Raw genomic sequence first — 25,843 nt, forward strand, 5'->3', positions numbered from 1 at the left:
CGTTCCTTCCGCGCAGGTATAATTGCAGATACGGCGACAACGGCGCGGACCGAGTCACTTTTCAGTTTTTATAGGTCTTAATACTATATTCATAATAATACTCAAAATTAATGGATGAGGAGAAGCGATATGGAGTCGAAACCCAAAATGAGCAGAGACAAGCTGGAGCAGCTCATAATAAACACGATAAGGACGCTTTCTATGGACGCTGTTCAGAAAGCGAATTCCGGTCATCCGGGTACGCCGATGGCTCTCGCTCCGGTAGCTTTCACGATCTGGGATAAATTCATGAAGTTCAATCCCAGGAACCCCGACTGGCCCGACCGCGACAGGTTCGTGCTTTCAAACGGCCACGCGTCGATGCTCCTCTACAGCCTGCTTCACCTGACCGGTTATAACGTTTCTCTCCACGATATAAAAACATTCAGGCAGCTCCACAGCAAATGCGCGGGCCACCCCGAATACGGCCTCGCGCCCGGGGTAGAGACCACGACGGGGCCGCTCGGCCAGGGGGTCGCTACGTCTGTCGGCATGGCGATCGCCGAAAAATGGCTCGCTTCTTATTTCAACAGGCCCGGTCACGAGATCATCAACTACAACATCTATGCGATATGCGGCGACGGCTGCATGATGGAAGGCATATCGGGCGAGGCGGCCTCGCTCGCCGGACACCTGGGACTCAACAACCTCATCTGGTTCTACGACAACAACCACATAACCATAGAAGGACACACCGCTCTCGCTTTCAGCGAGGACGTGGCCGCCCGGTTCATGGGATACAACTGGCACGTGCAGCGCGTTGGGGACGCTAACGACCTCGAGATGCTCGCTGAAGCGATAGAGAGGGCGTTCAAGGAGAACGAGCAGCCGTCCCTCATCATAGTCGACAGCCACATCGGATACGGGAGTCCGAACAAGCAGGACACGTCAGCGGCTCACGGGGAGCCGCTAGGCGACGAGGAGATACGGAAGACCAAGATAAATTACGGCTGGGACCCCGACAAAAAGTTCTACATCCCTGACGAGGTAAAGGAATACAGGGAAACCGTAATAAGGAAAGGCGCCGTATTCGAGGACGAATGGAATAAGAAATTCAGCTCGTACGAGCGCGAATATCCCGAACTGGCGAAACAGTTCCGCGAGCTTCAGGACAGAGAAATGCCAAAAGGGTGGGAGAAATGCCTCCCGGCGTTCCCTCCAAATCCCAAGGGGCCCGCTACACGCTCTGCAAACAGCAAGATACTGAATGCCATAGTTCCGGTGTACCCGTTCCTCTTGGGAGGAGCTGCAGACGTCGGCTCTTCCACAAAAACCTACATAGAAAATGCGAACAGCTTCGAGAAGGGCATCTATGACGGCAGGAACTTCCATTTCGGCATTAGAGAGAACGCAATGGGAGCCGTCGCGAACGGCATGGCGCTCAGCAGGCTGAGGCCTTACACTGCCACCTATTTCGTGTTTTCCGACTACATGAGGGCTACTATCAGGCTCGCGAGCCTGATGCAGATTCCCGTGACTTTCATATTCACTCACGACAGCATCGGTCTCGGCGAGGACGGCCCTACGCACCAGCCCGTCGAGCACCTCGCGTCCTTGAGGGCAATGCCCAACCTCGCCGTCGTAAGGCCAGCAGACGCCAACGAATTGAGCGTGCTGTGGAAATATATAATGGGTTCGAAAGACCACCCTGTAGCCCTGATACTGACGAGACAGGACGTCCCCACTTTTGACAGGAGCCTTTACGCCCCGGCCGAAGGAGCTCTCAAGGGCGCGTATATTCTCGCAGACAGCAAGCCCGGGCCGGACGTCATACTGATAGGCACCGGCTCCGAGGTCCAGCTATGCCTCGGCGCATACGAGATACTTAAAAAGCAGGGGATCAAGGCGCGCGTGGTCAGCATGCCCTCGTGGTCTCTCTTCGAGATGCAGACCGCGGATTACAAGGAAGAAATCCTCCCCTCGTCCGTAAAGGCCAGGGTGTCCGTGGAGATGGGCTCCACGTTCGGCTGGTGCAAGTATGCGGGGTCGGGTGATGAGAGCGGCTTTATCGGTATAAACACGTTCGGCGAGTCGGCTCCCATAGCGGACCTCCTTCCTGAGTTCGGCTTCACCGTCGACCATGTCGTTGCGAAAGCGAAAGAGGTCCTTAAGTCGAACGGCAAGAAAGTTAAAAAACCGTCAAAGAAATGATGTAGATTTAAGACTTGTTGTCACGCTCCGTTTTTATAGAACAAATAAATTCGTGAACGGGAGAAAGACGATGTCCAGAATAACGGATTTATCCAGACTCGGCCAGTCGATCTGGTACGACTATATCAGGAGGTCTTTCATAACCTCGGGAGAGCTCAAAGCCCTTATAGACGAAGGCTTGAGGGGTGAGACCTCGAACCCTTCCATACTCGAAAAAGCCATTGCCGGAAGCTCGGACTATGACGAGGAGCTCAAAGCCCTGGTCGAGCAGAACAAATCCGTGAACGAGATATACGAAGCGCTCGCATTAAAGGACATTGCGATGGCAGCCGACCTCTTCAGGCCGCTCTACGACAAGACGGACGCGGGCGACGGGTTTATAAGCCTCGAGGTCAGCCCCACCCTGGCTAACGACACGAACGGCACTATACGGGAAGCGAGGAGATACTTCGTCACTCTCGGGCGCCCGAACGTCATGATCAAGGTCCCCGCCACCAAGGCGGGCATCCCCGCAATCACTGAGCTCATCGGCGCGGGCGTCAACGTGAACGTGACGCTCATGTTCAGCGTCGAGCAGTATAAGGCCGTGGCCGAGGCGTATATCAGGGGACTCGAAAAGCTGGCCGCCGAAGGCCCGTCTATATTCAAGGGGCACAGGGTGGACAGGGTCGCTTCTGTCGCGTCGTTCTTCGTAAGCAGGGTGGACACCGCCGTAGACCCGGAGCTCGAGAAGATCGGGAACACTGCGCTACAGGGCAGGATCGCGATAGCGAATGCGAAGCTCGCGTACGACGAATTCAGGAAAACTTTTAGAGGCAAGCGCTGGAAGAAGCTGGCCGATGCGGGCGCGAGGGTGCAGAGGTGCCTCTGGGCGAGCACGAGCACCAAGAACCCCGCGTATTCCGATACGCTCTACGTCGACGAGCTTATAGGGCCCGATACCGTAAATACGGTCCCTCCGGCTACCTACAAGAACTTCAGGGACCACGGGAAGGCCGCCCTCACGCTGACGAGAGGCGTGAGGGAGGCGGAGCAGGACATAGCGAAGCTCGGGAAGCTCGGAATAGATTTGAAGAAAGTGACTAACAAGCTTCTGAGAGACGGCGTTCAGCAGTTTGCCGATTCCTTCACGACTCTGATGGCGAGCATAGAGCAGAAAAAGGAGCAGATACAGTCCGAGAAAAAACCCTACTCCGCGTCCCTCGGCAAATATCAGGCCGCGGTCGATAAATCGCTCGAAGCAATGCGTGACAACAACATCATACAGAAGATATGGAATTTCGATTACATGGTTTGGGAGGACGACCCGGCGGAGATAAGCAACCGTCTCGGCTGGCTCCACATACCGGAAGTTATGGTCGATGCGCTTCCGGGGATAAGAAAAGTCGTAAATGAGGTAAAGGCAGACGGCTATAAGAACGTGCTGCTCCTCGGTATGGGCGGCTCGAGCCTTGCCCCTCTCGTCATTCGCGAGACGTTCGGCGTCAAAAAAGGCTATCTCGACGTCGCCGTTCTCGACAGCACCGATCCCGGTGCCGTCCTCGAGCAGCGTAACCGCCTCGACATGTCGAAGACTCTCTTCATCGTATCCACGAAGTCGGGAGGCACTGCGGAGACACTCTCCTTCATGAAATACTTTTACAACGAGGTCTTGAAAGAGGTCGGGAAGAAAGATGCGGGAAGGCATTTCATCGCCATCACGGACCCGGGGAGCGGGCTCCAGAAGATGGCGGCTGAGCTCAAGTTCAGAAAGACGTTCCTGAATGATCCCAACATCGGCGGACGGTACTCGGCACTTTCTTTCGTCGGCATACCGCCTGCGGCTTTCCAGGGCGTCGACCTCGACACTCTCCTCGCACGGGCGATCACGATGCTCCACAACTGCGAGAGCTGCAACTGTGCCGTGGACGGGGATAACTCGGGCGCGTGGCTTGGCGCGATACTGGGGGAGCTCGCCAAGGCCGGTCACGACAAGGTCACGCTCGTCGCCTCACCGCCCATAGAGAGCTTCGGCTCATGGGTCGAGCAGCTCATAGCCGAGAGCACGGGCAAGGACGGGAAGGGAATACTCCCCGTCGACAGGGAGCCTCTCGCCCAGCCCGAATTCTATGCGAACGACAGGCTCTTCGTCTATCTCCGCCTGAATAGTGACAGTACCTACGACAGGCAGGTAAACGCCCTCGAGAAAGCGGGCTATCCGGTCGTGCGTATCAATCTCAGGGACATCTACGACCTGGGAGGCGAGTTCTTCAGGTGGGAGATGGCAATCGCCGTAGCCGGCATGATCATAGGCATTCATCCTTTCAACCAGCCGAACGTGGAGGCCGCCAAGGTCCTCGCGCGCAAGATGATAGCGGAGTATCAGAAAAAGGGTAAGCTGCCGGTACTGAAACCGACCCTCAGCGAATCCGGAATAACCGTCTACTCCGATTTCAAAGCCCCCGGTTTGGAGCAGGCGCTTAAAAAATTTCTTTCGTTCGCCAGGCCCGGCAGGGACGAATCGAAGGGGAGGAGCTACGTCGCGCTCCAGGCCTATGTCAAGCCCTCGGACGAGACTTACAACGCCCTCCAGAAGCTCAGGGCGAAGATAGAGAAGCAATACCGTCTGGCCACGACCGTGGGGTTCGGGCCTCGGTTCCTCCACTCTACCGGACAGCTCCATAAGGGAGACGCCGGACACGGTCTCTTCATCCAGTTCACGTCAGATAAGCCCGAGGACGCCCCCATACCGGACGAGGCGGGCAAGAAAGCCTCTTCGATAAGCTTCGGCGTGTTCGTAAACGCCGAGGCTCTCGGCGACCGCCAGGCGCTCCTCGACAGGAAGCGCAAGGTCATAACGTTCCACCTCGGCGAAAACGTCGTAAGCGGTATTAACAGGCTTGCGAAAATACTATAAGAGGGCAAAGTGATAAAGGCGCTCATTTTTGATCTCGACGGCACGCTGGTGCAGACTGAGGCACTAAAGGCGGAGTCATACGCCATGGCCGCGGTCGAGCTCGATAAATCTCTTACCGAAGACGAGGTCATAGACGCTTTCAAGGACTATGTCGGCCTTACCCGCAAGGAGGTTGCGTCGGGTCTGATCAAGAGGTTTAATCTCGAGGACGCGGCTAAGGCGAGGATGAAGGAATTCCACGTCCGAACTCCCTGGCAGGCCTATGTCGATATCAGGCTCGGGACCTATTTCAAGATGATCTCCGATCCGAAAGTATTGAAAGCGCACCTCTGCCCCTACAACTTGGGTCTCCTCAAATGGGCCCGCGGCGAGGGTTATCCGACGGGCCTCGGTACGATGTCCCATAGGGAAGAAGCCGACCGCGTGCTGGACGTCCTCGGCATAAGGCCGGAGTTCGATTTCATAGCCACCATTCAGGACGTCGAGCACGGGAAGCCCGATCCCGAGATATATAACCTTCTGGCCGATGAGCTCAAGGTCCCCCATGCGGACTGCCTCGTCGTCGAGGACTCCGCGTCCGGAGTAGAGGCGGCGCTGGCCGCGGGCATGAACTGCATCGCGGTAACGACCGATTTCACGAGGGAGGGGGTCCACAAGATTCCCCCCGCCGGAAACCTCCGCGTTGTGGATACGCCTCCCGCGCTCCTCGATACCGCGAAGGGATTTATCAGCGAGCTTAACTCTCGGAAGGAGAAAACAGGATGAGCGGTTCTCCCTCCCCAGATCAGAATATGCTCCAGGAGAGGCTCAAGAAAGAAGCCGGCATTAGCTCCGTGGATCTGGTGCGTCCGGGGATGGTCCTCGGCCTCGGCACCGGCAGCACCGCGAAGTACGCACTCGAAGAGATAGCCCGGAGACTCGGAGACGGGCGGCTCAAGGACATCGCGGGCATACCGAGCTCGCTCGAAACTGAAAAAAAAGCAAGAGAGCTCGGCATACCGGTGATCTCGTTCGACGATAAGCAGGAGATAGACCTGACCATAGACGGAGCAGACGAGGTCGACCCCGGGCTCAACCTCATCAAAGGCGGCGGCGGGGCGCTCTTGAGAGAAAAGGTTCTCGCGCAGTCGAGCAGGCGTAACGTCATGATCGTCGACGAGAGCAAGCTTTCGCCGATGCTCGGCACACGCTGCCCGGTGCCTGTCGAAGTCATACCCTTCGCGTGGAAGCCCGTGGCGAATTTTCTAATGTCCCTCGGCGCCGAGCCCGTTTTACGTATGAAAGAAGACGGATCGCCCTACACCACTGACCAGAATAACTATATAATTGACGGTAGATTCGGTCCGATTCCCGACATCGAGAGCCTGGCTCAGAAGCTCGGCCAGCGGGCGGGGATAGCGGGATACGGCCTGTTCATAGGCACTGCAAGCGAGGTCATAGTCGCGACAACACACGGCATACGCTATCAGAAGCGGAAGGATTCATAACAATAGACTCGTAAGGACGTACGCGAATACCATGGTGATGATCGAACCTTCAATACTATCTGCGGACTTTACCAGGCTCGGGGAGGCGGTCAAAGCGGCGGAGGAAGCGGGAGTTGCCTGGATACAGATAGACGTGATGGACGGGCGCTTCGTACCCAACATCAACTTCGGGCCCGGCGTGGTGGCCGCCATAAGGCCGCTTACGAAATTAAAGCTCGACGTCCACCTCATGATAGTCGAGCCCGAGAAATATATAAATATATTCGCCGAATCGGGAGCCGACCGCATCATAGTCCATCAGGAGGTCTGCTACCACCTCCACCGCGTGCTCGAGTCCATCAGGGAGCTCGGCGTGCAGTCGGGCGTGACCCTTAACCCCGCCACACCTGCCTCCTCTATAAGCGAAGTTCTGGAGCTCGCCGACTTCGTCCAGGTGATGGGAGTCAATCCTGGTTTCGGCGGGCAGAGGTTCATATGGAGCCAGTTAGGCAAGATTCGCGAGATAAAAGAGATGCTCGGCAGGAAGGGGCTCGACGTCCCTATAGGCCTCGACGGCGGAATAGACGTCGAGACGGCTCCCGAGGCGGTGCGGGCCGGTGCTGCTGTCCTTGTCGCGGGATCGAGCGTTTATAACGACAAAGGCACGGTGCGGGATAACGTAAAAGCTCTGCTCGACAGTGTACGGTGAGACCCTCCGGCGTTGTGATTCGAGCGGAGGGATTATAATTGTGGATGACGAATACAAATAAGACCGAGAGGTAAGCAAGATGGCACAGGAAAACGGCTGTATAATCGCGATCTTCGGGGCTTCCGGGGATTTGACCAAGCGTAAGCTCATGCCCGCACTCTATGCGTTATTCAGGCAGAAGCTCCTCCCCGAGAATTTCGCCATACTCGGCACGAGCAGGTCTCCGTTCACGGACGACGCATACAGGAAAAAAATAATCGAGGACGTCGTCACGTACGCGGGCATCAAAAAATCCGAGCAGAAACAGCTGGAGCCGTTCTCGAAGCACGTCTATTACCTCGCCATGGACGCGACTGACGTAAACCACTATGACGACCTCAGGGAAAAACTGTCAAAGATAGACGAAGCCGAGAAAACGGGCGGCAATTATATTTTCTATCTGTCCACGTCTCCGAGCCTCTACACCTCTATCGCAAAGAACCTCGGGAAGAAAGGGCTCCAGAAAGAGGGGAAAGGCTCGTCGTGGCGGCGGATAATCGTGGAAAAGCCTTTCGGCAGGGACCTTGCTTCCGCCGAGGCGCTCAACCACGACCTCCAGAGGATCTTCAAGGAAGGACAGATATACAGGATAGACCATTATCTCGGCAAGGAGACCGTGCAGGACATATTCGCTCTCAGGTTCTCAAACGGCATCTTCGAGCCCCTCTGGAACAGGAACTACGTGAGCCGCGTCGAGATCACTGCGGCCGAAACGATAGGCGTCGAAGAGCGGGGCGGATACTACGACCACTACGGCGCGCTCCGGGACATGATACAGAACCATCTCCTGCAAGTGCTCGGCACGGTCACCATAGAGCCCCCTTCGTTCTTCGACGCGATAGACGTCCGCAATGAGTCTATCAAGATATTCCAGTCTCTCAGGCCCATAAAGCCCGAGGACGTGGACAAGTACGCGGTAAGGGGCCAGTACACGGAGTCCGTGATCGACGGTAAGAAAATAGCCGGATACAGGCAGGAAAAGGACGTAGCCCACGATTCGATGACCGAGACTTTCGTCGCGCTCAAGCTCTACATAGACAACTGGAGGTGGGGCGGTGTGCCGTTTTACCTCCGCACAGGGAAATGCCTGCCCGCCCGCGTGAGCGAGGTCGTTATAGAATTCAAGAAGACCCCCCATCACCTCTTCACCCAGGAAGAGCTGTGCTCGGCGAAGCCCAACCAGCTCATCATACGCATACAACCCGACGAAGGGATTCTGCTCCGGTTCGGCATGAAGAAGCCGGGGGCGGGATTCGACATTGAAGAGGTCGGGATGGACTTCCACTATTCCGAGCTTGCGGATGCATACATACCCGAAGCTTACGAGCGGCTCATACTCGACTGCATCATGGGCGACGCGACGCACTACGCGCGCGCTGACGCCGTGGAGGCGTGCTGGAAGTTTGTCGATCCCATACTTAAGGCATGGGAGGACGACCCCGAAATAAAGCTCTTCGGCTACCCCGCCGGCACCTGGGGTCCACCCGAAGCGAGGCACCTCTTCGATGCTCCTGATGAGGACTGGAGGTATCCGACCGACCATCTGACGACCGACGGGGATTTTTACGAGCTCAAATAACCTGTGTATGAATTTTTCATGATTGTGAAAAGCAGGAGATGGAATGAAAAAGGAAATTTACCTCTTCGACGATATTACGGCACTGGCGAAGCGCCTCGCTGAGGATTTCAAGACGGCTCTCGCTGCGAAGGCGGCTTCGGGAGAGTCCCTGATCGTGGCGCTCTCCGGAGGGCACACGCCCAGGGCCTTTTTCGAGGTGCTGGCCGCGCCTCCTTACGGCGACGGCCTCCCCTGGGATAAGGTCGTTCTCTTCTGGGGAGACGAGCGCTGCGTCCCGCCGGATAACGACGAGAGCAACTTCAAGATGACCTACCTCTCGCTCTTGTCACATATCAAGATCCCCGGGAACAATATCCACCGCGTGTTGGGTGAAAACCCTCCCGATGAAGAAGCCGTTCGTTACGCGGAAGAGATAAAGAAGAACGTCCCCGCGGGCGTGAGCGGTTTTCCCTCTTTCGACTGGATATTCCTCGGCATGGGAGAAGACGGGCACACGGCTTCGTTATTCCCCGGAGCCCCGACTTTAAATGAGAAAGAGAAGATTTGCGTGGTCGCAACTCATCCTCAGACCGGGCAGAAGAGGGTGAGCGTCACGTTTCCTGTCCTCGACGCCGGAAAGAGGGTTTCGTTCCTCGTCGCGGGGGAGGGAAAAGAGGCCGTGCTCAGGGAGATTCTGGAAAACCCCGGGCAGAGACTGCCTTACCCGGCTTCCATTGTGAGCCCTACTGACGGCGTCCTCGAATGGTACGTGGACAGGGCCGCCGCCCCCTGGCTCTAGTCAAGCCGCGGACACTCTCTGACAATCAAAACATTTTGCTGAAATTTCTGGGCTTCCTCTGTTTCCATTTCCCGGTCTGATAGGCGTTCGCCACTATTAACGGGACGACAGTCGTAGCCTCGGCATAGACCATCTGCTCGTAGACTGTGCTGACCTTTCCCCAGGACGAAGCTTCCTTAAGCGTGGACGAGCTGCAAGCGCCGTCCCTCACGTCGGCTACGGTGATCTGAACGGCATATTTATGCACCGGCACGTCGAAGCCCAGCACCTCGGCCGCGACGACTGTGTCCTGCGCGAAGTTCTTGGGCACGCCTCCCCCCACCATGAAGAGGCCGCTCTCCTTGGAAGAGATCTTTATTTTCGTAAGCTCGAGGAAGTCCTTCGCGCTGTCTATCGACACGTGGGAGTCGGGGTTATTCCACTGGTGGAACACGAGACCGAACCCTGCGGACGAGTCCGTGAAGGCGGGGCAGAATATCGGCACGTTGTGCTCGTAGGCCGCCTGCACGAGGGAGTTCTTCTTCTTTGCGTGCTTCGTGAGCCATTTTCCCATCTCGCGTATAAATTCCCTGGAAGAGTACGGGCGGTGTTCGAGAGAGTCTGCAATCTGGGCGACAGTCCTGTCGCATGCCTGGAGCTCGTCTTCGTCAATGAACGTGTCATAGATGCGGTCGATGTAGAGCGACCTCAGCATGCCGTCGTCTATGAAAGGCGTTCCGGCGTAGTGGCTGAAGCCGAGGGCCTCGAAAAAGTCCATGTCAACGATGGAAGCGCCCGTTGCTACTATTACGTCCACCATGTTGTGCTTCACCATGTCGACGTATACCTGCATGCATCCGCCCGCCGAGGTCGAGCCCGCAAGCGTGAGCCACACGGAGGCGTTCTTGTCGGCGAGGTTCATGTTGAATATGTCCGCCGCCCTTGCGGCGTCTCTCGAAGAGAAAGACATGCCCCTGTACGCGTCGATTATCTGCTTGCCGTCGATCTTCTTTATATCGACGTGCTTGATCGTCTGTTTTAAAAGCTCTTTCTTCGTGGTCTTTGTCTTGGCCATTTGCCGTTTCTCCTTTACCTTCCCGAATAGAGATATGTATCCCTCTATATATGCACCTGCGGGGGATTGTCAAGCACCCGGGATGGAATTATTATTTTTTTTCTGCGGAAAATACTTTTCTTCTTCCGACTTGATTGACCCGCAAATATATTATAGCCGTATATATCCTTGTCAAAGCTCACGCCGGCTGCTGCTGTGTAATGCAGTGTATAGCGCCGCCTCCGTAAATAATATCGCTGCAGTCTATGCCTACGACTTCGCGTCTGGGGAAGCATCCCCGGAGTATTTCGAGCGCCTTGCGGTCGTTCCCGTCGTTGAACACCGGGGCGAGTACTACCGTGTTGCCGATATAGAAGTTCGTGTATGAAACGGGCGCCTTGCTCCCGTCCTCGTAACGCACGTGGGGCATGGGGAGCCTGATCACCTCAAACGGCCTGCCGTCCGTATCCGCAGCCTCAGTCAGAGTCTTGTGATTTGACTGAAGCGCCTGGAAATTCTCATCGTCCGGGTCGTCTTCGAATGCGCAGACTATCCTGCCCGGTGCGACGAAGCGGGCGATCTCGTCTATGTGCCCGTCCGTGTGGTCATTCACGAGCCCCTTTCCGAGCCATATCGTTTTCCTTACGCCGAGGTAGTCTCCCAGGCACTTTTCAATATCGGCCCTGGTCTTCACCGGGTTCCTGTTCTCGTTGAGGAGGCACTCCTCCGTCGTGAGACACACTCCCAGGCCGTTTACGTCTATAGCGCCCCCTTCGACGATAATCTCAGCCTCTTCGACCGGCAGTTTTTTCCATCCGCCTATTTTTTCCGGTATAGCTGCGTCCTTAAGCAGCTCCGGAAACTTGTTTCCCCACGCATTGAAGAGCCATTTCGTTATAACGGTATTCCCGGAGCCGTTTTTAACGAATATCGGCCCCGTGTCCCTCAGCCAGACGTCGGCGTAATCGGTGACGTGGAAATTTATTTTCGTCATATCGATGTCCGCCGATTTAAGCATTCCCTGCGCCCTCTCTTTCATCTCCTCGTCCAGCACCAGAAGTTCCGCAGGCTCGCTCTCGTGCAGGGCGCTCAGTATCTTTACGAACGCGGCCTCCGCTTTCTCCACCCTGTCCGGGAACGTGATCTCGTCGTAGGGCCAGGCGAGCCATACGGCCGAGTGCGGCTCCCATTCCGCGGGCATTCTGTATGAGGGCTTCTTCTTGTCGTTCATGAGCGGCTGACTATTTCTGACGGAGCGCCTTCTTCATGTCTTTGTAGTGCTCTACGTCTTTTAATTTCTTGGATTTCTTTACCAGCTTGCCGGAGACAAGCCCCTTGTATGTATCCGGCCTCCGGTTGCGGAGGAACCCCCACCCCTCTGAGTAAAATTCATTCCGCTCGAGGTCGAGCTCCACGATCACCGTTTCCTCTTTCGTCGCCGAAGCGCGCTTGAGCACCTTCCCGAACGGGTCGCATACGAACGACTGCCCCCAGAATACCATCCTGCCTTCGCGTCCGACGCGGTTCACTGCAGCGACATAGACGCTGTTCGAGATCGCGTGTCCCCTCTGCACGGTCTCCCAGGCGTCGTGCCAGTTCCCCTCGGCGTCGTAGCCGGTGATGTTCCCTATGGCCGTCGGATAGAAAATTATCTCGGCCCCTTTAAGGCGCGCCATGCGGGCCGCCTCGGGGAACCACTGGTCGTAGCATATGAGCACAGCGAACTTTACGCCGCCCGACTTGAATACCTTGTACCCCGCCCGGCCCTCTTCGAAATATTCCTTTTCGTAAAACCCCGGGTCCTGCGGTATGTGGACCTTGTTATACCGGCCTTGAAGCTTCCCGTCTTTCCCTATCACGACGGCCGTATTGAAATATTCCCCGCCCCTTTTCTCGTAAAATGGCACGACGAGCGTAACGCCGGATCTCCCGGCGGCTTTCCTCATCTCGCTCACCGTATATCCCGCGGCGCTTTCCGCGTAGTCGTCCTTCTTCTTCTTTTCCCACTGCGGGAAATAAGGCGTCTGGAAGAGCTCCTGAAGCGCAATGATCTCGGCTCCCTTACCGGCGGCTTCGCCTATCCTGTCGATCGTCCTTGCGACATTCGACCGGACGTCTTCCGAGACCTTGCTCTGTATGAGGGCAATCGTCACTTTTTTCATAGGATTAATTCTACAGTTTACTCTGGATATAGGAAATAAAAACCGGCTTAATACGGCGTTAACAATCGGGTATAGACCTCATTCAAGCCATATATAACGTGCTATAAACAGCACGGCGAAGAGGTATAGGAGCCAGTGCACGCTTTTCCCTTTCCCGCTCACCAGCTTTAACAGCACGTACGAGATAACGCCGAACGATATACCCTCCGTTATGCTGAACGCGAGCGGCATCATGACAAGAGTGAGGAATGCCGGTATCGATTCCGTGTAGTCGTCCCAATCCACGTTCACGATGTTTTTGAACATCATTGCGCCCACGATTATCAGCGCCGGGGCGATTACGGGATAGAGCGTCGCGTTGCCGGTCACGTATCCGGCCCCTATCATGTGCACGAGAGGGCTGAAGAATATGGCGAGCAGGAAGAGTATCGCCACTACGATACCGGTGAGCCCTGTCCTCCCTCCTGCCGATATGCCCGACGCGCTTTCGATGTAGCTAGTGACGGTCGATGTTCCCAGCACCGCGCCTCCGCACGTGGCTACCGCGTCCGAGAGCAAGGCTTGTCTCGCCCTCGGGAGATTCCCCTCCTTCATGAGCCCTCCCTGCTGGCTCACACCTATGAGCGTCCCTATCGTATCGAAGAGGTCGAGGAAGAGGAATACAAATATCACCGTGATGAGGTGAGGGTCCTTGAATACGTTCGGTATTTCGAGCTTGAGGAGTGTGGGAGCGATTGACGGAGGCGCCGAAATGACGCCCTTGAATTCGACTATGCCCGTAAGGAACCCCGCCGCCGCTGTGACCAATATGCCTATGAGTATGGCCCCCCTTATTTTGAGCACGAAGAGGACCGCCATGACGACGAGCCCCAATATCGCAATAAGGGTAGGTTTCGACGTTAGGTCGCCGAGTGTCACGTAGGTAACGGCGTGCCCCGTTACGATCCCCGACCATTCGAGCCCTACCAAGGCGATGAGAAGCCCTATCCCGACGGGTATGCCGTTCTTGAGGCATCCCGGCAGCACGTTCATCAGGGTCTCCCTGAGCCCTACGGTGGAGAGCAAGATGAAGACGAGGCCGGCGACGAAGACGGCCCCGAGGGCTTCCTGCCAGGAGTAGCCGAGCGTGAGCACTACAATGTACGTGAAGTAGAAGTTGTGTCCCATCGCGGGAGCGAGTGCGATAGGGTAGTTCGCGAGGAGCGCCATGAGCACCGTGCCTAGCGCGCTCGAGACGCACGTAGCCACCATTACCGCCCCCGGGTCCATCCCTGCTGCGCCCATGACAGCCGGCTGGACGAATATGATGTACGACATGGTCATGAACGTCGTGAGGCCGGCTACCAGCTCGCGGCTGGGGTTCGTATTCTGCTCTTTCAGGGCGAATAATCTTTCGAGCATGCGGGCAGACGCGCGTTATTAAAATTTTAGTTGTCATTATCACACGATGACGAGTATTATGTCAATCAAGGATAAAGGGAGGAAGGGCTTTAACCGGTCCCGGCTCTTACGGATAAATTCTTCTCGATGAACAAGGTTCTGCTGCGCTCGGATCATGCCTGAATATATAGAAATTCTCATCCTCTTCGGTGTGGGGCTCCTCGCGGGCGTAATCAACGTTATGGCCGGCGGCGGCTCCAGCCTTACGCTGCCCGCCCTTATATTCATCGGTCTCGACAGCGCTGCCGCGAACGGGACTAACCGAATAGGTATCTTGCTCCAGGGCATTTTCGCCACGCTCTCATACCGGAAGGAAAATATTTCGGAGATAGAGAAGAGCGTGAAGCTCTCCCTGCTCACGCTTCCGGGAGCCGTGCTCGGCGCGCTGCTCGCCCTAAAGATAAGCAACGAGTGGTTCGACAGGATACTCGGCATCGTCATGATAGGCGTTATCGTTTCCATGCTCCTGCCACAGTCCGGGCTGGAAATTTCAGCCGGTAGAGAAAGAAAATCATGGCTCATATACCCGGCTATGTTCGCAATAGGCTTATACGGAGGGTTCATACAGGTCGGGGTCGGGTTTCTGATAATGGCCGCGCTATATCACCTGTTGAGGATCGACCTCATCCGCGTGAATATGCACAAGGTTTTCATAACTATGTTGTACACGGTGCCCGCTTTATTGATCTTCGTATGGTCGGGTAATGTGGACTGGCTCCTCGGGCTCTCTCTCGCGGCCGGGAACGCAATAGGCGGCTGGTGGGCGGTGCGCTTCTCAATCAAGGGCGGCGAGAGGGTTATACGCTACGTCATGGTGCTCGCTATCTTCATCATAGCGCTCAAGTTGCTCGGGATTATCTAGGGATATATAGTTTCAATTATGGAATTAGGAGAGCTTGCCGCCGAGGTTCGCTCGCGTGCGAAGACCTTCCCCTATATAATAGCCGTCGACGGGACCATAGGGAGCGGGAAGAGCTACATCGGCGGGGAATTGGTGAAAGCACTTTCTCTGGGTGCGCTTCTCATCTCGATGGACTTATTTGTCCGTATACCCAGGTCTGAATGGGACAGGAAAATTGAGGAAGGAAACATACGCCTCCGCGACTGGTACGATATTGGGAAAGCGCGGGATATTCTCCTCGCTATAAAATCCGATCGAGGCCTCGATTGCAGGGACCTGTACGATGTTGAAACGGGGACCATGCGCGGGTGCATTTCGATCGATCCCGGAATGTACAAGTATTTCATTATCGAAGGGCTCTTCTCTATGGACGATGAGCTCGACGGGCTCGTTGATCTGGGGATTTTCGTGGATACGCCCCGGGACGTTGCGCTTGCGAGAGCCGAATCGAGGGACGAATCGAAGCGCCACCTCGACCCTCACGGCTGGCTCGAGAAGAAAGAGATATTCTACGACGGTTACCTCCCCTACATCGAAGGGCACAGGAAAAAAGCCGGTATCGTTATCGGTGATTGATTGCTGTTCACGCTTTGAAGTCGGGCTCGTCTTTCCCCAGATAGACCGACATGGCCCCGCCCTCGACGAATATGGTTTGCCCGGTTATATATGAGGCCTCGTCCGTCGCGAACATCACCGCGGGCGGCACCATGTCTTCCGGTTTTCCTCTCCGTCCCTCGGGGATTCCCTTCGTCATGTATTCGTCGTATTCCGGGTTCTTGGACGCCGAGAGCGGCGTTATCGTCGATCCCGGGCCTATGCAGTTCACGGTGATGTTGTAATGGGCGAGGTCTACGGCCATCACCCTGGTCATGTTTATCATCGCCGCTTTCGCCGCATGGTAGGCGACAGAGACTGGGTGCATGTCCATTGCTCCCGCGACCGAGCCGATGTTGATTATCCTGCCCGGAGTACCCTGCTTGATTACCTGCCTTGCGAAGCTCTGGGACAGAAAAAAGGCGCTCTTCAGATTTATGTCCATCATCTTGTCCCAGCCCTCGGGCGTCACGTCGAAGATGGTCTCGCGCCTTGCGTATCCTGCGTCGTTCACCAGTATATCGACCTTGCCGAAAGTATTTATCGTCTTGTCCAGCAGTTCCTGATGCTTGCCGAGATCGGAGACGTCGAGAGTGTAATACATGGCCTGGCCGCCAAGGCTCTCGATTTCCCTTACCACCTCCAGGCACGGGTCCTCATGCAGGGCCGCTATCGCGACTTTAGCTCCTTCCCCGACGTATCCGAGCGCGATCGCCTTCCCGATGCCGGAAGACCCTCCCGTTATTATCGCTACTTTGTCTTTTAATCTCATCATGATACCCTCTTTCGGTGATTTGTCCGGGGAATGCCGGTAATCTTACAGTCGGATCCGGGATACCCCTTATCTCTATGAAATCCAAAGGGACAAATTTAATAAATTGATACTACAATTGTCTATAAAATGGAAGACCGGGCTGCGAGTGAGATAATCAGTTAAGCATGTGCCCTGTAGCATCCGGCAGGAGGATAAGAGATGAAAGCTGAACATTTCAAGCTGCTCGGACGCGAAATTTTTATCAGGTACAGGATAAGCGGGGGCAAAAACACTCCGGTATTATTCATACACGGCATTGGTGAGTCCGGGAGGTGTTTCTTTGACGCCTTCGACCTGCCGAAGAAATACGATATTATAGTCCCCGATCTCCTCGGTTTCGGTAAAAGTGAAAAAGTTAAGGACAGTCCCGATTATTCATTCTCGTCCCAGGTGAAAATTCTCAGGGAGATCATGGGCCTCTTCGATCTCAAGGATATAGCCCTTGTCGGCCATTCTTACGGCGGAGTGCTCGGGACTTTATTGTGCGGGGACGATGATGAAGGCAGTATCAAAAAATTCGTGAACATCGAAGGGTGCATAACGCGGGACACACTGGTCTTGTCGACGAGTGCCGCGAATGCGTTTGAGGATTGTAAGGGCAATGTGTCGGAATTCGGCAAATGGCTCCGTGAAGGAGGTTTCAGGAAGAGTGTTCTCGAGGATAACGAGAGCCCTTCGACCATAAAGTATTTCGATTCCGTAATAGAGTGCGACCCCGAGGCATTCGCCCAAACGGCGGTTGAATTTATAAAGAGGACAGAGGGCGAGGACGAGCAGGGCAATAATGAGCTTTCACTCGCGTATAAAGGGCTCCGATTGCCCAGAATCTACTGCGCGGGAGCGAGGCCGGTCATGGATTCGACCAAGAGTTTTTTATCCCGAAATAATCTTGAATGGAGGGGGTTTAACGTCATCTCCCACTGGGTGATGCTCGACGCGAAAGAAGAATTTTACGCCTTCCTGGAAGGCTATATCGAATCTTGGTGAGCGATAATTGTGTAGTGATAGCGTTGTGTTAGAGAGACACGAGTAGCTTGAAAACTCTTATGGAAGTCATAGAAGATACGCCTCTTTTACTGTAAAGAACCCGACTCATCGAGTATTATTAATGTGGGAGTAGATACATATGCGTGTCATTGTAGCCAAGCCTAGGGGCTTTTGCGCCGGGGTCGACCGCGCTATAGAGATAGTCGAGCGCGCTCTCGAGATGTACGGTCCTCCCATATACGTCCGTCATGCGATCGTCCATAACAAACGCGTGGTTGAGTCCCTCAAGAACAAGGGAGTCAGGTTCGTCGAGGAGCTCTCCGAGATCGACCGGAAAGGGGCGAAGGTGATATTCAGCGCCCACGGCATAAGCCCCGCGGTACGCGATGAAGCTGAGAGGATGGGCCTCGAAGTTGTAGACGCGGTCTGTCCCCTCGTGACGAAGGTGCACAACGAAGTCAGGCATTACGCCGACCTCGGGTACACGATTATCCTCATCGGCCACAGGAACCACGTGGAGGTCATAGGGACGAGCGGCGAGGCTCCCGACAGGGTAGTGGTCGTGGAGTCGGTCGCGGAGGCCGATGTAGTAACGGTCGAAGACCCCGAGAGGGTCGCCTACGTCACGCAGACCACTCTCAGCGTAGACGACACGAAAGAAATCCTCGAAGTCTTAAAGAGAAGGTTCCCTAAAATAATGAGCCCGTCCAAGCTCGATATATGCTACGCCACCCAGAACAGGCAGGACGCTGTCAAGGCGCTCGCGGCGCAGGCGGATATTATTTTCATCATGGGCTCGCCCGAAAGCTCCAATTCGAACCGCCTCGTCGAGGTTGCGAAGTCGAGCGGCGTGAAGGACGCCTATCTCATCGAAGGCGCGGACAATCTGAGAAAAGAGATGTTCCGCAAAGGCCTCGTCGTAGGCCTCAGCTCGGGCGCATCGACGCCCGAGACCGTAGTGCTGGAGGTGATCTTGCGCTTGAGGGAATTCGGGGCCGATGAAGTAGAGGAGCTCGACGGCAAGGAAGAGCACACGAGGTTCCCTTTCCCGGATACGATACAGTTCAAAACGGCGTCCGAGTCAATGTAGCAGGTCTCGGGTCGCGTTCATACGTGGCGGGTTTAATTCCTGTCGTCCCGGTTCCTCACTGAAAATTATTTTCAGCCGCATTCGATCTCCGTAAGGAGTCCTGTTTCTATATCGTACATAAATCCTGTGACTAGAACTTCGGGAGGCGTCAGGGGGTGGGCCCTCAACCTCTTCACATCGTCCCTTACGCTTTCTATCCTGTCCCCTATGGTAAGCCAGTTTATGTAATCGCCTTCGCCCGATTCGAACGATGCATTCGCTATGCCCGCCATCTTTTCGTTGGTGAGGCCCTCGATCCCGCAGCCCGTGTGGTGAATGACGAGCCATTCGTTAGTACCCACGAGCCTGTTGGATATTATGAGCGACCTGACCGCATCGTCGCTGGCTCTCCCCCCTGCGTTTCTGATTATGTGCGCGTCCCCGGGTTTGAGGCCTGCCAGCCGCATGGGCTCAATGCGCGCGTCCATGCACGTCAGTATGGCGATTTTCCTCGACGGTACGATTCCAAGCTTTCCCTTCTCGCCGAATTCCCTTGCGTATTCCCTGTTGGCGCTCAGTATCCGCTTTATGTTCTCGCTCATGGCACCTCCTTGGCGTTACCGGAAATCGCGGGTCTCCGGTTACAATATCTGAATTTAACGGTGTGTTTAAAACGGGGTGTTTAATTCAGGAATTCCCTGAGAACACTGCTTCGCTCGGAGGCGGCCAGTTTGCTTAGGGCGTCCTTTTCGATCTGCCTTATCCTTTCCCTGCTGAGGCCGTATTTGTCCGCGATCTGCTCGAGCTTGTGGTCGTTTTCATAATCGATGCCGAACCTCATCATTAGCACGTCCCGCTCCCTATCGGACAATAATTCGAGCGAGTCCCTTATCTCCTCGTTGATCGACCGGAGGGTCAGATAATATTCCGGTCTCTTCGCACTGGGGTCGGACGTGATATCGAGGTATGATTTCGAGTCCTCGGTCCCCGGAAGGAGCTCGAGCGGTACGACCAGGTCGTTCCCCCTGAGTATAGTGCTTACGGCGTCGAGCGGGATGTTCGTTTCACTAGCGATCTGCTCGGGCATCGCGTTCTTGTCCGTATTGTGCTCGAGCTTCGCTTTTGCCCTGAATACCTTGGCTGCGAGCTCCTGGAGATATACCGGGATGAGTATTATATGCGTCTGCTCCATTACGGCTCTCGACAGAGCCTGGTGTATCCACCACGAGGCGTAAGTCGAGAACTTGAACCCCTTCGTATGGTCGAATTTCGTTACCGCTTTCATGAGCCCGATGTTCCCTTCCTGGATCAGGTCCGTGAGAGGCAGCCCCCTCCCTGTGTACTTGTTCGCGAGCTCGATAACCAGCCTGAGGTTCGATTTGACGAACTTCTCCTGGAACTGTCTTGACTTTTCGCTGTACGACCTCGAGAGCGCGTCGAGAATATATTCAGCCCTGCGCGGGATACCTTTCCCCGGCTTCGTCTTGTTATTGATGCGTCTCGTGATTTTCCTGGCCCCGGTTTCGCAGAGCTTTATCTTCGCCGCTAGCACTGCCTCGTCGCGCTTGGAGAGGAGCTTCTCATCGTTAAGCTCTCTAAAATAAGCGTAGAGGAGCCTGTAATTAGGATCCGTGATGTCTCTCCCGTTCTTGAAAAATCTGCTCCCCGGCTCTTCTTCCTCTTCCGGCTCCTCGTCTTCATAGCCGGAACCGTACGCGTCGTCCGAAACGCCGCCCGTATCGAAGTCCTCTGCGCCGAGTTCGCTTTCGTCATTTGTATATTCGAGCTGCTTTAGCTTCATCGAGGTTACGTTTCCTGAGCAAAAGAATGCTTAGCGTTACTAATATTTAGGTCACCTAAATAATAATACTAAAAAAATTTAGAATATCAATTGAGAGTTTTTTTGAAGTGAGGACATTCCTTACAGATTTCCTCTTCACCCAGGAGTATGTGAAGGTTTTCACAATAGTGGGGCTTTAGCTCTCCTAAGTGACTGTTTCGTTTGAAAAAACAGCATTCTGTGCAAATATCGCCCGAAAAAATAAGTCCCCTTTCCATGAGTTTCTCGGAGATTTTGAGCAAGAGCTGCTCCAATATCTTCTGCTCTTCAGGGTCGAAATCCCTGACGATTTCTTCGATCTCGTACCCGATATCTTCTATATCGCCTACGACCCTCTCGCCCTCGGGCGTGAGCGATATGTGAACCCTCCTCCTGTCTTCGGGGTCCCTCGACCTCAATATGAGTTTTTTCCTTTCAAGGGAATCGATTACGCCGCTCGCGGTTGCGGGGGTGCAGGTCAGGTACCTCGCAATGTTCCCTATCGTTATGGCGTCTTTTCTCGTGTAGTTTATGAAGAGGAGGGATTTGACCTGAGCCGGCGTAAGGTGCTCGAGCCTGCTCTTGTCCCAGAACAGATTCTTCACCGCCTGCCCTATGTGGAATAAGGTTCTTGTTATCTGCCCGCCTATATTTTTCTGTCTGTAAACAGGATCGAAAATAGACATAAGCTCGCCTTACGTTTAGCATACCTAAATATTTACAAAATTCACGAAGGCGGATAGAGGCGAGAGCCGGGGTTATGGATACGATGCCGCGGGCTATCTATAAAATGACCCGCACCTCTGACAGGATTCTTTTCGCCCTCTCGTAGGACTCGATAGTCCCAATGTCGATCGCTTCCCCCTCCGTCCGTATCGCATAGACCTTGTCATGCAGAGCAAGATAGGAGATGAAGTATCCGATTTCGTCTTTTGCGCCCTCCGACGACAGGTATGCATGGATAAGATCGAGCGCTTCCGGCTTAAGAAAGTAGAGAGCAGGACAGGCGAGGTCCGAGGGCGGGTCCTCCGGCTTTTCATGGAACGCGAGAACGCGGCCGTCTTCGTCTATTTCGAGCACCCCGGTTTTTCTCAGCCTTTGCCTCTCTTCGGTCGGCAGTGCAAGAACATAGCTTCTATCGCCGCTCAGGAATTTCTCCCAGAAGGGTTCGAGCGGGAAGCGGAAGATGTTGTCTCCGGCAGCGACGACGGTTCCCTTGCTCCATGTGATATGACGCACGGCATATCCGAGGTCCCCGGCCGCGCCCAGCCTGTCTTCCGCGCGCCTTATTCCGTCGTTAAGGATATAGAGGCTTATTCCCCGCTCCGTGATCTCTCCGTTTTTCTCTTCGCCCCACGCGAGAAACCGCCCGAAGAAGCGGTCGTTCGTCACTACGGTGATGGAATCCAGTCCTCTGAAACCGAGTATCTGTCCTATAAGGTGGTCAATGACGGGCTCTCCGGCGATATCGAGGAGTGCTTTCGGGAGTTCTTTCGTGAGCGGGTGCATCCTCGTCGCGAATCCCGCGCAAAGGAGAATCGCATTCATATGAGCCTTATCCCGTCGTCGGATTCGGCGAAGTATGCGGCTGCATCCTTACCCGTTTCGGGATGTTGCTTTATATATCGTTCCACGATAGCGGCGGCCGAATCGTTCGGGAAGTCTTTACTCACGAACGCGGTTACGGAGCCGCCGTATCCCCCTCCGTTGAGCCTGCTCCCGAAAACGCCGTCCGTAGAGCTTACGATCTCCTGGAGCGATACGAGCTCGGGGCTGCCTGCTTCGTAATTTACGAACGAGCTCTCGCAGGATTCGTTCATTAGCCGCCCGAACGCCTTCATGTCTCCCCTGTTCCAGGCGGCGATTCCCATCGTCACGCGCTCCGATTCGGAAAAGAAGTGCTCCGCCCTCCTCCTGAGCTCCTCCGGGAGTTTCTGCGATTTTTCACGGAACACGGTCTCGGGAATATAAGAGAGAGTCTTCGCCGACCGGAGCCCCCCCATGATCCCGAGAAGGCCGGCCGCCTTTCTGCATTCGTCGACCCGTGTATTGAACCCCGATGAAGTGAGCTCGCGCGGGATGCCGGAGTATACGATCAGTATCTTAAAGCTGTCCCAGTTATGCGGTCTCGGATAGGCCGCCGTATGTCCCGTAACCGTATCGATGTAGAGGAGGCTGTCTTTTTTCCCGTAGACGATCGACGACTGGTCGAGTATGCCGTTTGATAGCTTTAGGTAGTCGTTCTCGATCCTGCTGTCTAGCTCTACATACTCCCCTGGCCCGAGCTCGAGGCCGTTAACATGGGCGAGCGCTTTAAGATATGCGAGTCCCGAAGAGGCGGACGAGCTGAGCCCGGCCGCGGGGAGCGTACCCGAAAGCGCGCCCGTGAACCCCCTCTCGATACACTTGTACTCGCGGAGCGCTTTCGCCGCCCCCATAGCGTATCTCCCCCAGTCGTCCCTGCCGGGGGCTTTTATGTTGTCGATGCCGAACTCGGTTACCCCCGGGTAATTCATGCTGTAAAGCCGCACTCTCTTCTCGTCGTTCGGTATGAAAGCGAGCACGCTCCTTGCATTTATCGTCATGCCGAGGACGGGTCCCCCCTGGTGGTCGATGTGAGCGCCCAGCGGGGAAATGCGGTAGGGGGAAACGACTGTATTCAAATGAGATTCGCTGAAGCTCTCTCTTCTTTTTAAATATGATGCGGCTTCTTCCGATTGTCTTTCGAGGGTAATGAATTCCATAGCGCATAAGCTCCGCTCAAGGGCGGTCAATCCGTCAGAAGTGAAAAACGGTGTAGCTCGTTCTGAAGCTTGTAGAGGTTATAATATATCCCCTTTCTTTCCAGCAGGCCCGCATGCGTGCCGATCTCCGAGATCTCGCCCTTGTGTATGACCATGATCCTGTCCGCGTGCCTTACATTGGATAACCTGTGCGCGATTATGAGCGTCGTATGGTCACGGCCTTCGTTCCTGAGCTCCTTCTGTATGTTCCTCTCGATCCGTGCGTCTATGTTCGAGGTCGCCTCGTCGAGTATCAGGAACCCGGCGTTTTTCGAGAACGCCTGACCGAGCGAGACCAGCTGCTTTTCGCCCGATGAGATCGCGCCACCGTTCGCCGTTATCCGGTCTATCGTTATCGCCTTCGTGAATTCGTCGGCCTCCGTATCGGATATATTCTTCCCGAATAGAAAGAGGTCCTGAAACACTGCGGATATATTTCGTCTCAGGAACTCCGGGCTCAGTTCCCTTATGTCCCTTCCGTCGAAGAGTATACGACCCCTGTCCGCGTCGTAGAATCTCAATATCAGATTGACTATGGTCGTCTTGCCCGACCCTGTAAGCCCGACGAGCGCAACGGTCTCTCCCGGCTCTATCGTGAACGATACGTCCTTAAGCACCCAGTCTCTGCCGTTGTATGAGAACCAGACGTTCCTGAATTCGAGCTCTCCCCTTACCGGCACGTCCCTTATTCCCTCTTTTTGCTCCGGTTTGACGTTTACGAGGTCGTACAGGTTTTCGCTCGCGGCCGTTGCGGACTGGAATATGTTATACCTTTCCGCGAGCTCCATGATGGGGCGGAAGAGCATTCTCACGTAGTACAGGTATGCGAGCAGCGCTCCCAGGGTGAGCTCGAGCTTGAGCACGCCGAGCCCCCCGTACCAGAGTATGAAAGCGACCGTGAACACGCTCATGAACTCGATAAAGGGCCTGAAGGTCGCGTATACCCACAGCTGGTCCATGTTCGCCTTGAAGTTTTCCCTGTTGGTCTCTTTGAATTTCTCGAAATTCTCCATTTCCCTGTTGTAGAGCTTTATCAGCACGATCCCTCTCACGCTCTCCTGTACGAAAGCGTTCAGCTTCGCGATCGACCTCCTCACGTCCCTGTAGACGGTCTTGAGCCTCATCCTGAAGAGCCCCGCGAAGAACATCATTATCAGCGTAAAGAACGCGACGAAGAGGGTGAGCTCCCAGTTCATGTGGAACATGATTATGATGACGCCCGCGACGACCAGGACGTCCTTGATGAACTGCACGGCTACAGACGTGTACATTTCGTTTATCGCGTTCACGTCGTTAGTGACCCTGGTCGTGAGCCTGCCGACGGGATTCTTGTCGAAGAACGTCTGCGGGAGGCTGAGTATGTGGGAGAATACGTCGGTCCTCATCCTGTGCATTATCTTGTGCCCGGAATAATTGAGGAGGTAGGTGAAGAGCGAGCTCAGGATGAAAATCCCGGTAAGACAGGCGAACACGACAGCCGAGAGCGAGATGACCTCCTTTATAGCATCGCCTCTCAGCAGGAGCAGGTCGTCCCTCCCGAGCTCCTTTAGCGAGGTGTAGCTTATATAATCGACTCCGCCCGCGTGTTCGAAGAGCGCGCTCCTCTCTTTTATGATTTCATTTGCGCGCGCGAGCTTCTCTTTGTCGAATCGGGCGGGGTCTACGACTAGGTATCTCTCTTCGGACACCGTCCCGAGCTTTTCGAGGTCGGTCCTGTCGGCGTTATCGAGCCCGGACATGTCTATGAGGTATGAATGTCCACCGAGCGGGATCATGAGAGAGGGGTATCTTTCCCTGACGGATATTTCGAACTCCCTGTTCCTCTCGCTGTCTTCGAAGAGCGCGACGCCCCAGGACGGGTAGATGTATTTATCGACTGCGATCTTCGTTATGTAAGGGACTGCGAGCTCGAGCAGCGCGGTCAGTATCATGAGCGCGAGAGCGGCTGCCATCAAAACCCTGTGGGGTCCGGTGAAGCCGTAAAGCCACCTGATAATGCCGAGGTCGTCTGTCCGCCTCCCTCTTCTTGATTCCTCGGTTTCCGTCACTGCCAACGCGGTTCCTCCCCGGATGAGCGCTTATACTCTGATATGCGTTATAGTTTAACAGGCTGTCCTGCTGGTTCGGGATTCGAGCGGTCTTCCTTCTTCCCCTTTGTAAAGGAAACTCATCTTCAGTAGTATAATTCTATTCGCTTGCAGCGGAAAATCAAAGCTGTCTGGCAGTATAGCTGATTGCAGTCGGAGATTATCTTATCGATTACGACGGAGGCATTTATGATCAAGCACATAGTGATGTGGAGGCTCAAGGATTCAGCCGCCGGGGCTTCCAAGGAGGAGAATGCGAGGAAGCTTAAAGAATCGCTCGAGGCGCTTGACGGCGTCATAGACGAGATCATGGCGATAGAGGTCGGTATAAATTTCAATGCCTCACCTGCTGCTTTCGACGTCGTTCTGTACTCCGAGTTCGAGGACAGGGAAGGGCTCGAGGCTTATCAGAACCATCCTGAGCATCTCAAGATCGTGGATTTTGTGGGTGAGATACGCTCCGACAGGGCGGTCGTCGATTATGAGTACTGATTCCT

The 25,843-nt window shown here is 54.9% G+C and carries 23 protein-coding genes; 12 read left to right on the forward strand and 11 right to left on the reverse strand.

Annotated elements, in window-relative coordinates; all coding sequences use genetic code 11:
- Positions 1-129 precede the first annotated feature (129 nt).
- From tkt to pgl, 7 genes are all read left to right on the forward strand, one after another.
- Positions 130-2,190, forward strand: coding sequence for a transketolase (gene tkt, locus AB1598_09065; GenBank protein ID MEW6145152.1), 2,061 nt, complete (start codon positions 130-132; stop codon positions 2,188-2,190).
- Positions 2,191-2,260: 70 nt separating this feature from the next.
- Positions 2,261-5,086: a bifunctional transaldolase/phosoglucose isomerase gene (locus AB1598_09070; GenBank protein MEW6145153.1), complete on the forward strand. Its 2,826-nt coding sequence runs from the start codon at positions 2,261-2,263 to the stop codon at positions 5,084-5,086.
- A gap of 9 nt (positions 5,087-5,095) precedes the next feature.
- A complete protein-coding gene (locus tag AB1598_09075) occupies positions 5,096-5,851 on the forward strand; it encodes an HAD family phosphatase (GenBank protein MEW6145154.1) in 756 nt (251 codons plus the stop codon).
- Between the two features lie 26 nt (positions 5,852-5,877).
- Complete coding sequence (gene rpiA, locus AB1598_09080; GenBank protein MEW6145155.1) at positions 5,878-6,573, forward strand: ribose-5-phosphate isomerase RpiA; 696 nt, start codon at positions 5,878-5,880, stop codon at positions 6,571-6,573.
- Between the two features lie 31 nt (positions 6,574-6,604).
- Positions 6,605-7,261 (forward strand): ribulose-phosphate 3-epimerase, encoded by a 657-nt coding sequence (gene rpe, locus AB1598_09085; GenBank protein ID MEW6145156.1) that lies wholly within the window; start codon positions 6,605-6,607, stop codon positions 7,259-7,261.
- A gap of 79 nt (positions 7,262-7,340) precedes the next feature.
- Positions 7,341-8,879, forward strand: coding sequence for a glucose-6-phosphate dehydrogenase (gene zwf, locus AB1598_09090; GenBank protein ID MEW6145157.1), 1,539 nt, complete (start codon positions 7,341-7,343; stop codon positions 8,877-8,879).
- A gap of 43 nt (positions 8,880-8,922) precedes the next feature.
- Positions 8,923-9,657 (forward strand): 6-phosphogluconolactonase, encoded by a 735-nt coding sequence (gene pgl, locus AB1598_09095; GenBank protein ID MEW6145158.1) that lies wholly within the window; start codon positions 8,923-8,925, stop codon positions 9,655-9,657.
- A gap of 25 nt (positions 9,658-9,682) precedes the next feature.
- On the opposite strand, the gene AB1598_09100 is transcribed toward pgl, so the two are convergent.
- From AB1598_09100 to AB1598_09115, 4 genes are all read right to left on the reverse strand, one after another.
- Positions 9,683-10,711 carry a deoxyhypusine synthase gene (locus AB1598_09100; GenBank protein MEW6145159.1) on the reverse strand — a complete coding sequence of 343 codons (1,029 nt, stop codon included), beginning with the start codon at positions 10,709-10,711 and terminating at the stop codon, positions 9,683-9,685.
- Between the two features lie 178 nt (positions 10,712-10,889).
- A complete protein-coding gene (locus AB1598_09105) occupies positions 10,890-11,921 on the reverse strand; it encodes an agmatine deiminase family protein (protein MEW6145160.1) in 1,032 nt (343 codons plus the stop codon).
- Positions 11,922-11,931: 10 nt separating this feature from the next.
- Positions 11,932-12,852: a carbon-nitrogen hydrolase gene (locus AB1598_09110; protein MEW6145161.1), complete on the reverse strand. Its 921-nt coding sequence runs from the start codon at positions 12,850-12,852 to the stop codon at positions 11,932-11,934.
- A 78-nt stretch (positions 12,853-12,930) separates the two neighbouring features.
- Positions 12,931-14,253, reverse strand: a complete 1,323-nt coding sequence (locus tag AB1598_09115; GenBank protein MEW6145162.1) for an NCS2 family permease — start codon at positions 14,251-14,253, stop codon at positions 12,931-12,933.
- A gap of 154 nt (positions 14,254-14,407) precedes the next feature.
- Between AB1598_09115 and AB1598_09120 the strand changes: the two genes are divergently transcribed.
- Positions 14,408-15,154 carry a sulfite exporter TauE/SafE family protein gene (locus tag AB1598_09120; protein ID MEW6145163.1) on the forward strand — a complete coding sequence of 249 codons (747 nt, stop codon included), beginning with the start codon at positions 14,408-14,410 and terminating at the stop codon, positions 15,152-15,154.
- A gap of 18 nt (positions 15,155-15,172) precedes the next feature.
- Positions 15,173-15,769, forward strand: a complete 597-nt coding sequence (locus tag AB1598_09125; GenBank protein ID MEW6145164.1) for a hypothetical protein — start codon at positions 15,173-15,175, stop codon at positions 15,767-15,769.
- A gap of 7 nt (positions 15,770-15,776) precedes the next feature.
- Here the strand turns inward: AB1598_09125 and AB1598_09130 are convergent, their stop codons facing one another.
- On the reverse strand, positions 15,777-16,562 hold the full coding sequence (locus tag AB1598_09130; GenBank protein ID MEW6145165.1) for a glucose 1-dehydrogenase: 786 nt from the start codon (positions 16,560-16,562) through the stop codon (positions 15,777-15,779).
- A 198-nt stretch (positions 16,563-16,760) separates the two neighbouring features.
- Between AB1598_09130 and AB1598_09135 the strand changes: the two genes are divergently transcribed.
- Positions 16,761-17,588 carry an alpha/beta hydrolase gene (locus AB1598_09135; GenBank protein MEW6145166.1) on the forward strand — a complete coding sequence of 276 codons (828 nt, stop codon included), beginning with the start codon at positions 16,761-16,763 and terminating at the stop codon, positions 17,586-17,588.
- A 139-nt stretch (positions 17,589-17,727) separates the two neighbouring features.
- Entirely contained in the window at positions 17,728-18,678 is a 951-nt protein-coding gene (ispH, locus tag AB1598_09140) for a 4-hydroxy-3-methylbut-2-enyl diphosphate reductase (GenBank protein MEW6145167.1), read from the forward strand.
- 71 nt (positions 18,679-18,749) lie between these two features.
- Here the strand turns inward: ispH and AB1598_09145 are convergent, their stop codons facing one another.
- From AB1598_09145 to AB1598_09170, 6 genes are all read right to left on the reverse strand, one after another.
- Positions 18,750-19,259, reverse strand: a complete 510-nt coding sequence (locus AB1598_09145; protein MEW6145168.1) for a carbonic anhydrase — start codon at positions 19,257-19,259, stop codon at positions 18,750-18,752.
- An 80-nt stretch (positions 19,260-19,339) separates the two neighbouring features.
- Positions 19,340-20,458: an RNA polymerase sigma factor RpoD/SigA gene (locus AB1598_09150; protein MEW6145169.1), complete on the reverse strand. Its 1,119-nt coding sequence runs from the start codon at positions 20,456-20,458 to the stop codon at positions 19,340-19,342.
- Positions 20,459-20,544: 86 nt separating this feature from the next.
- Positions 20,545-21,162, reverse strand: coding sequence for a MarR family transcriptional regulator (locus AB1598_09155; protein ID MEW6145170.1), 618 nt, complete (start codon positions 21,160-21,162; stop codon positions 20,545-20,547).
- A gap of 97 nt (positions 21,163-21,259) precedes the next feature.
- Positions 21,260-22,024, reverse strand: coding sequence for a nucleotidyltransferase family protein (locus AB1598_09160; protein ID MEW6145171.1), 765 nt, complete (start codon positions 22,022-22,024; stop codon positions 21,260-21,262).
- Positions 22,021-23,220 (reverse strand): galactokinase family protein, encoded by a 1,200-nt coding sequence (locus AB1598_09165; protein ID MEW6145172.1) that lies wholly within the window; start codon positions 23,218-23,220, stop codon positions 22,021-22,023. Before AB1598_09165 ends, AB1598_09160 begins: the two co-directional genes overlap by 4 nt.
- A 26-nt stretch (positions 23,221-23,246) precedes the next feature.
- Complete coding sequence (locus AB1598_09170) at positions 23,247-25,307, reverse strand: ABC transporter ATP-binding protein (GenBank protein ID MEW6145173.1); 2,061 nt, start codon at positions 25,305-25,307, stop codon at positions 23,247-23,249.
- Positions 25,308-25,535: 228 nt separating this feature from the next.
- Between AB1598_09170 and AB1598_09175 the strand changes: the two genes are divergently transcribed.
- Positions 25,536-25,838, forward strand: a complete 303-nt coding sequence (locus AB1598_09175; GenBank protein MEW6145174.1) for a Dabb family protein — start codon at positions 25,536-25,538, stop codon at positions 25,836-25,838.
- Positions 25,839-25,843 lie beyond the last annotated feature (5 nt).

Source organism: Thermodesulfobacteriota bacterium (genome assembly GCA_040754335.1).
Classification (GTDB): Bacteria; Desulfobacterota_D; UBA1144; order Nemesobacterales; family UBA2774; genus 2-12-FULL-53-21.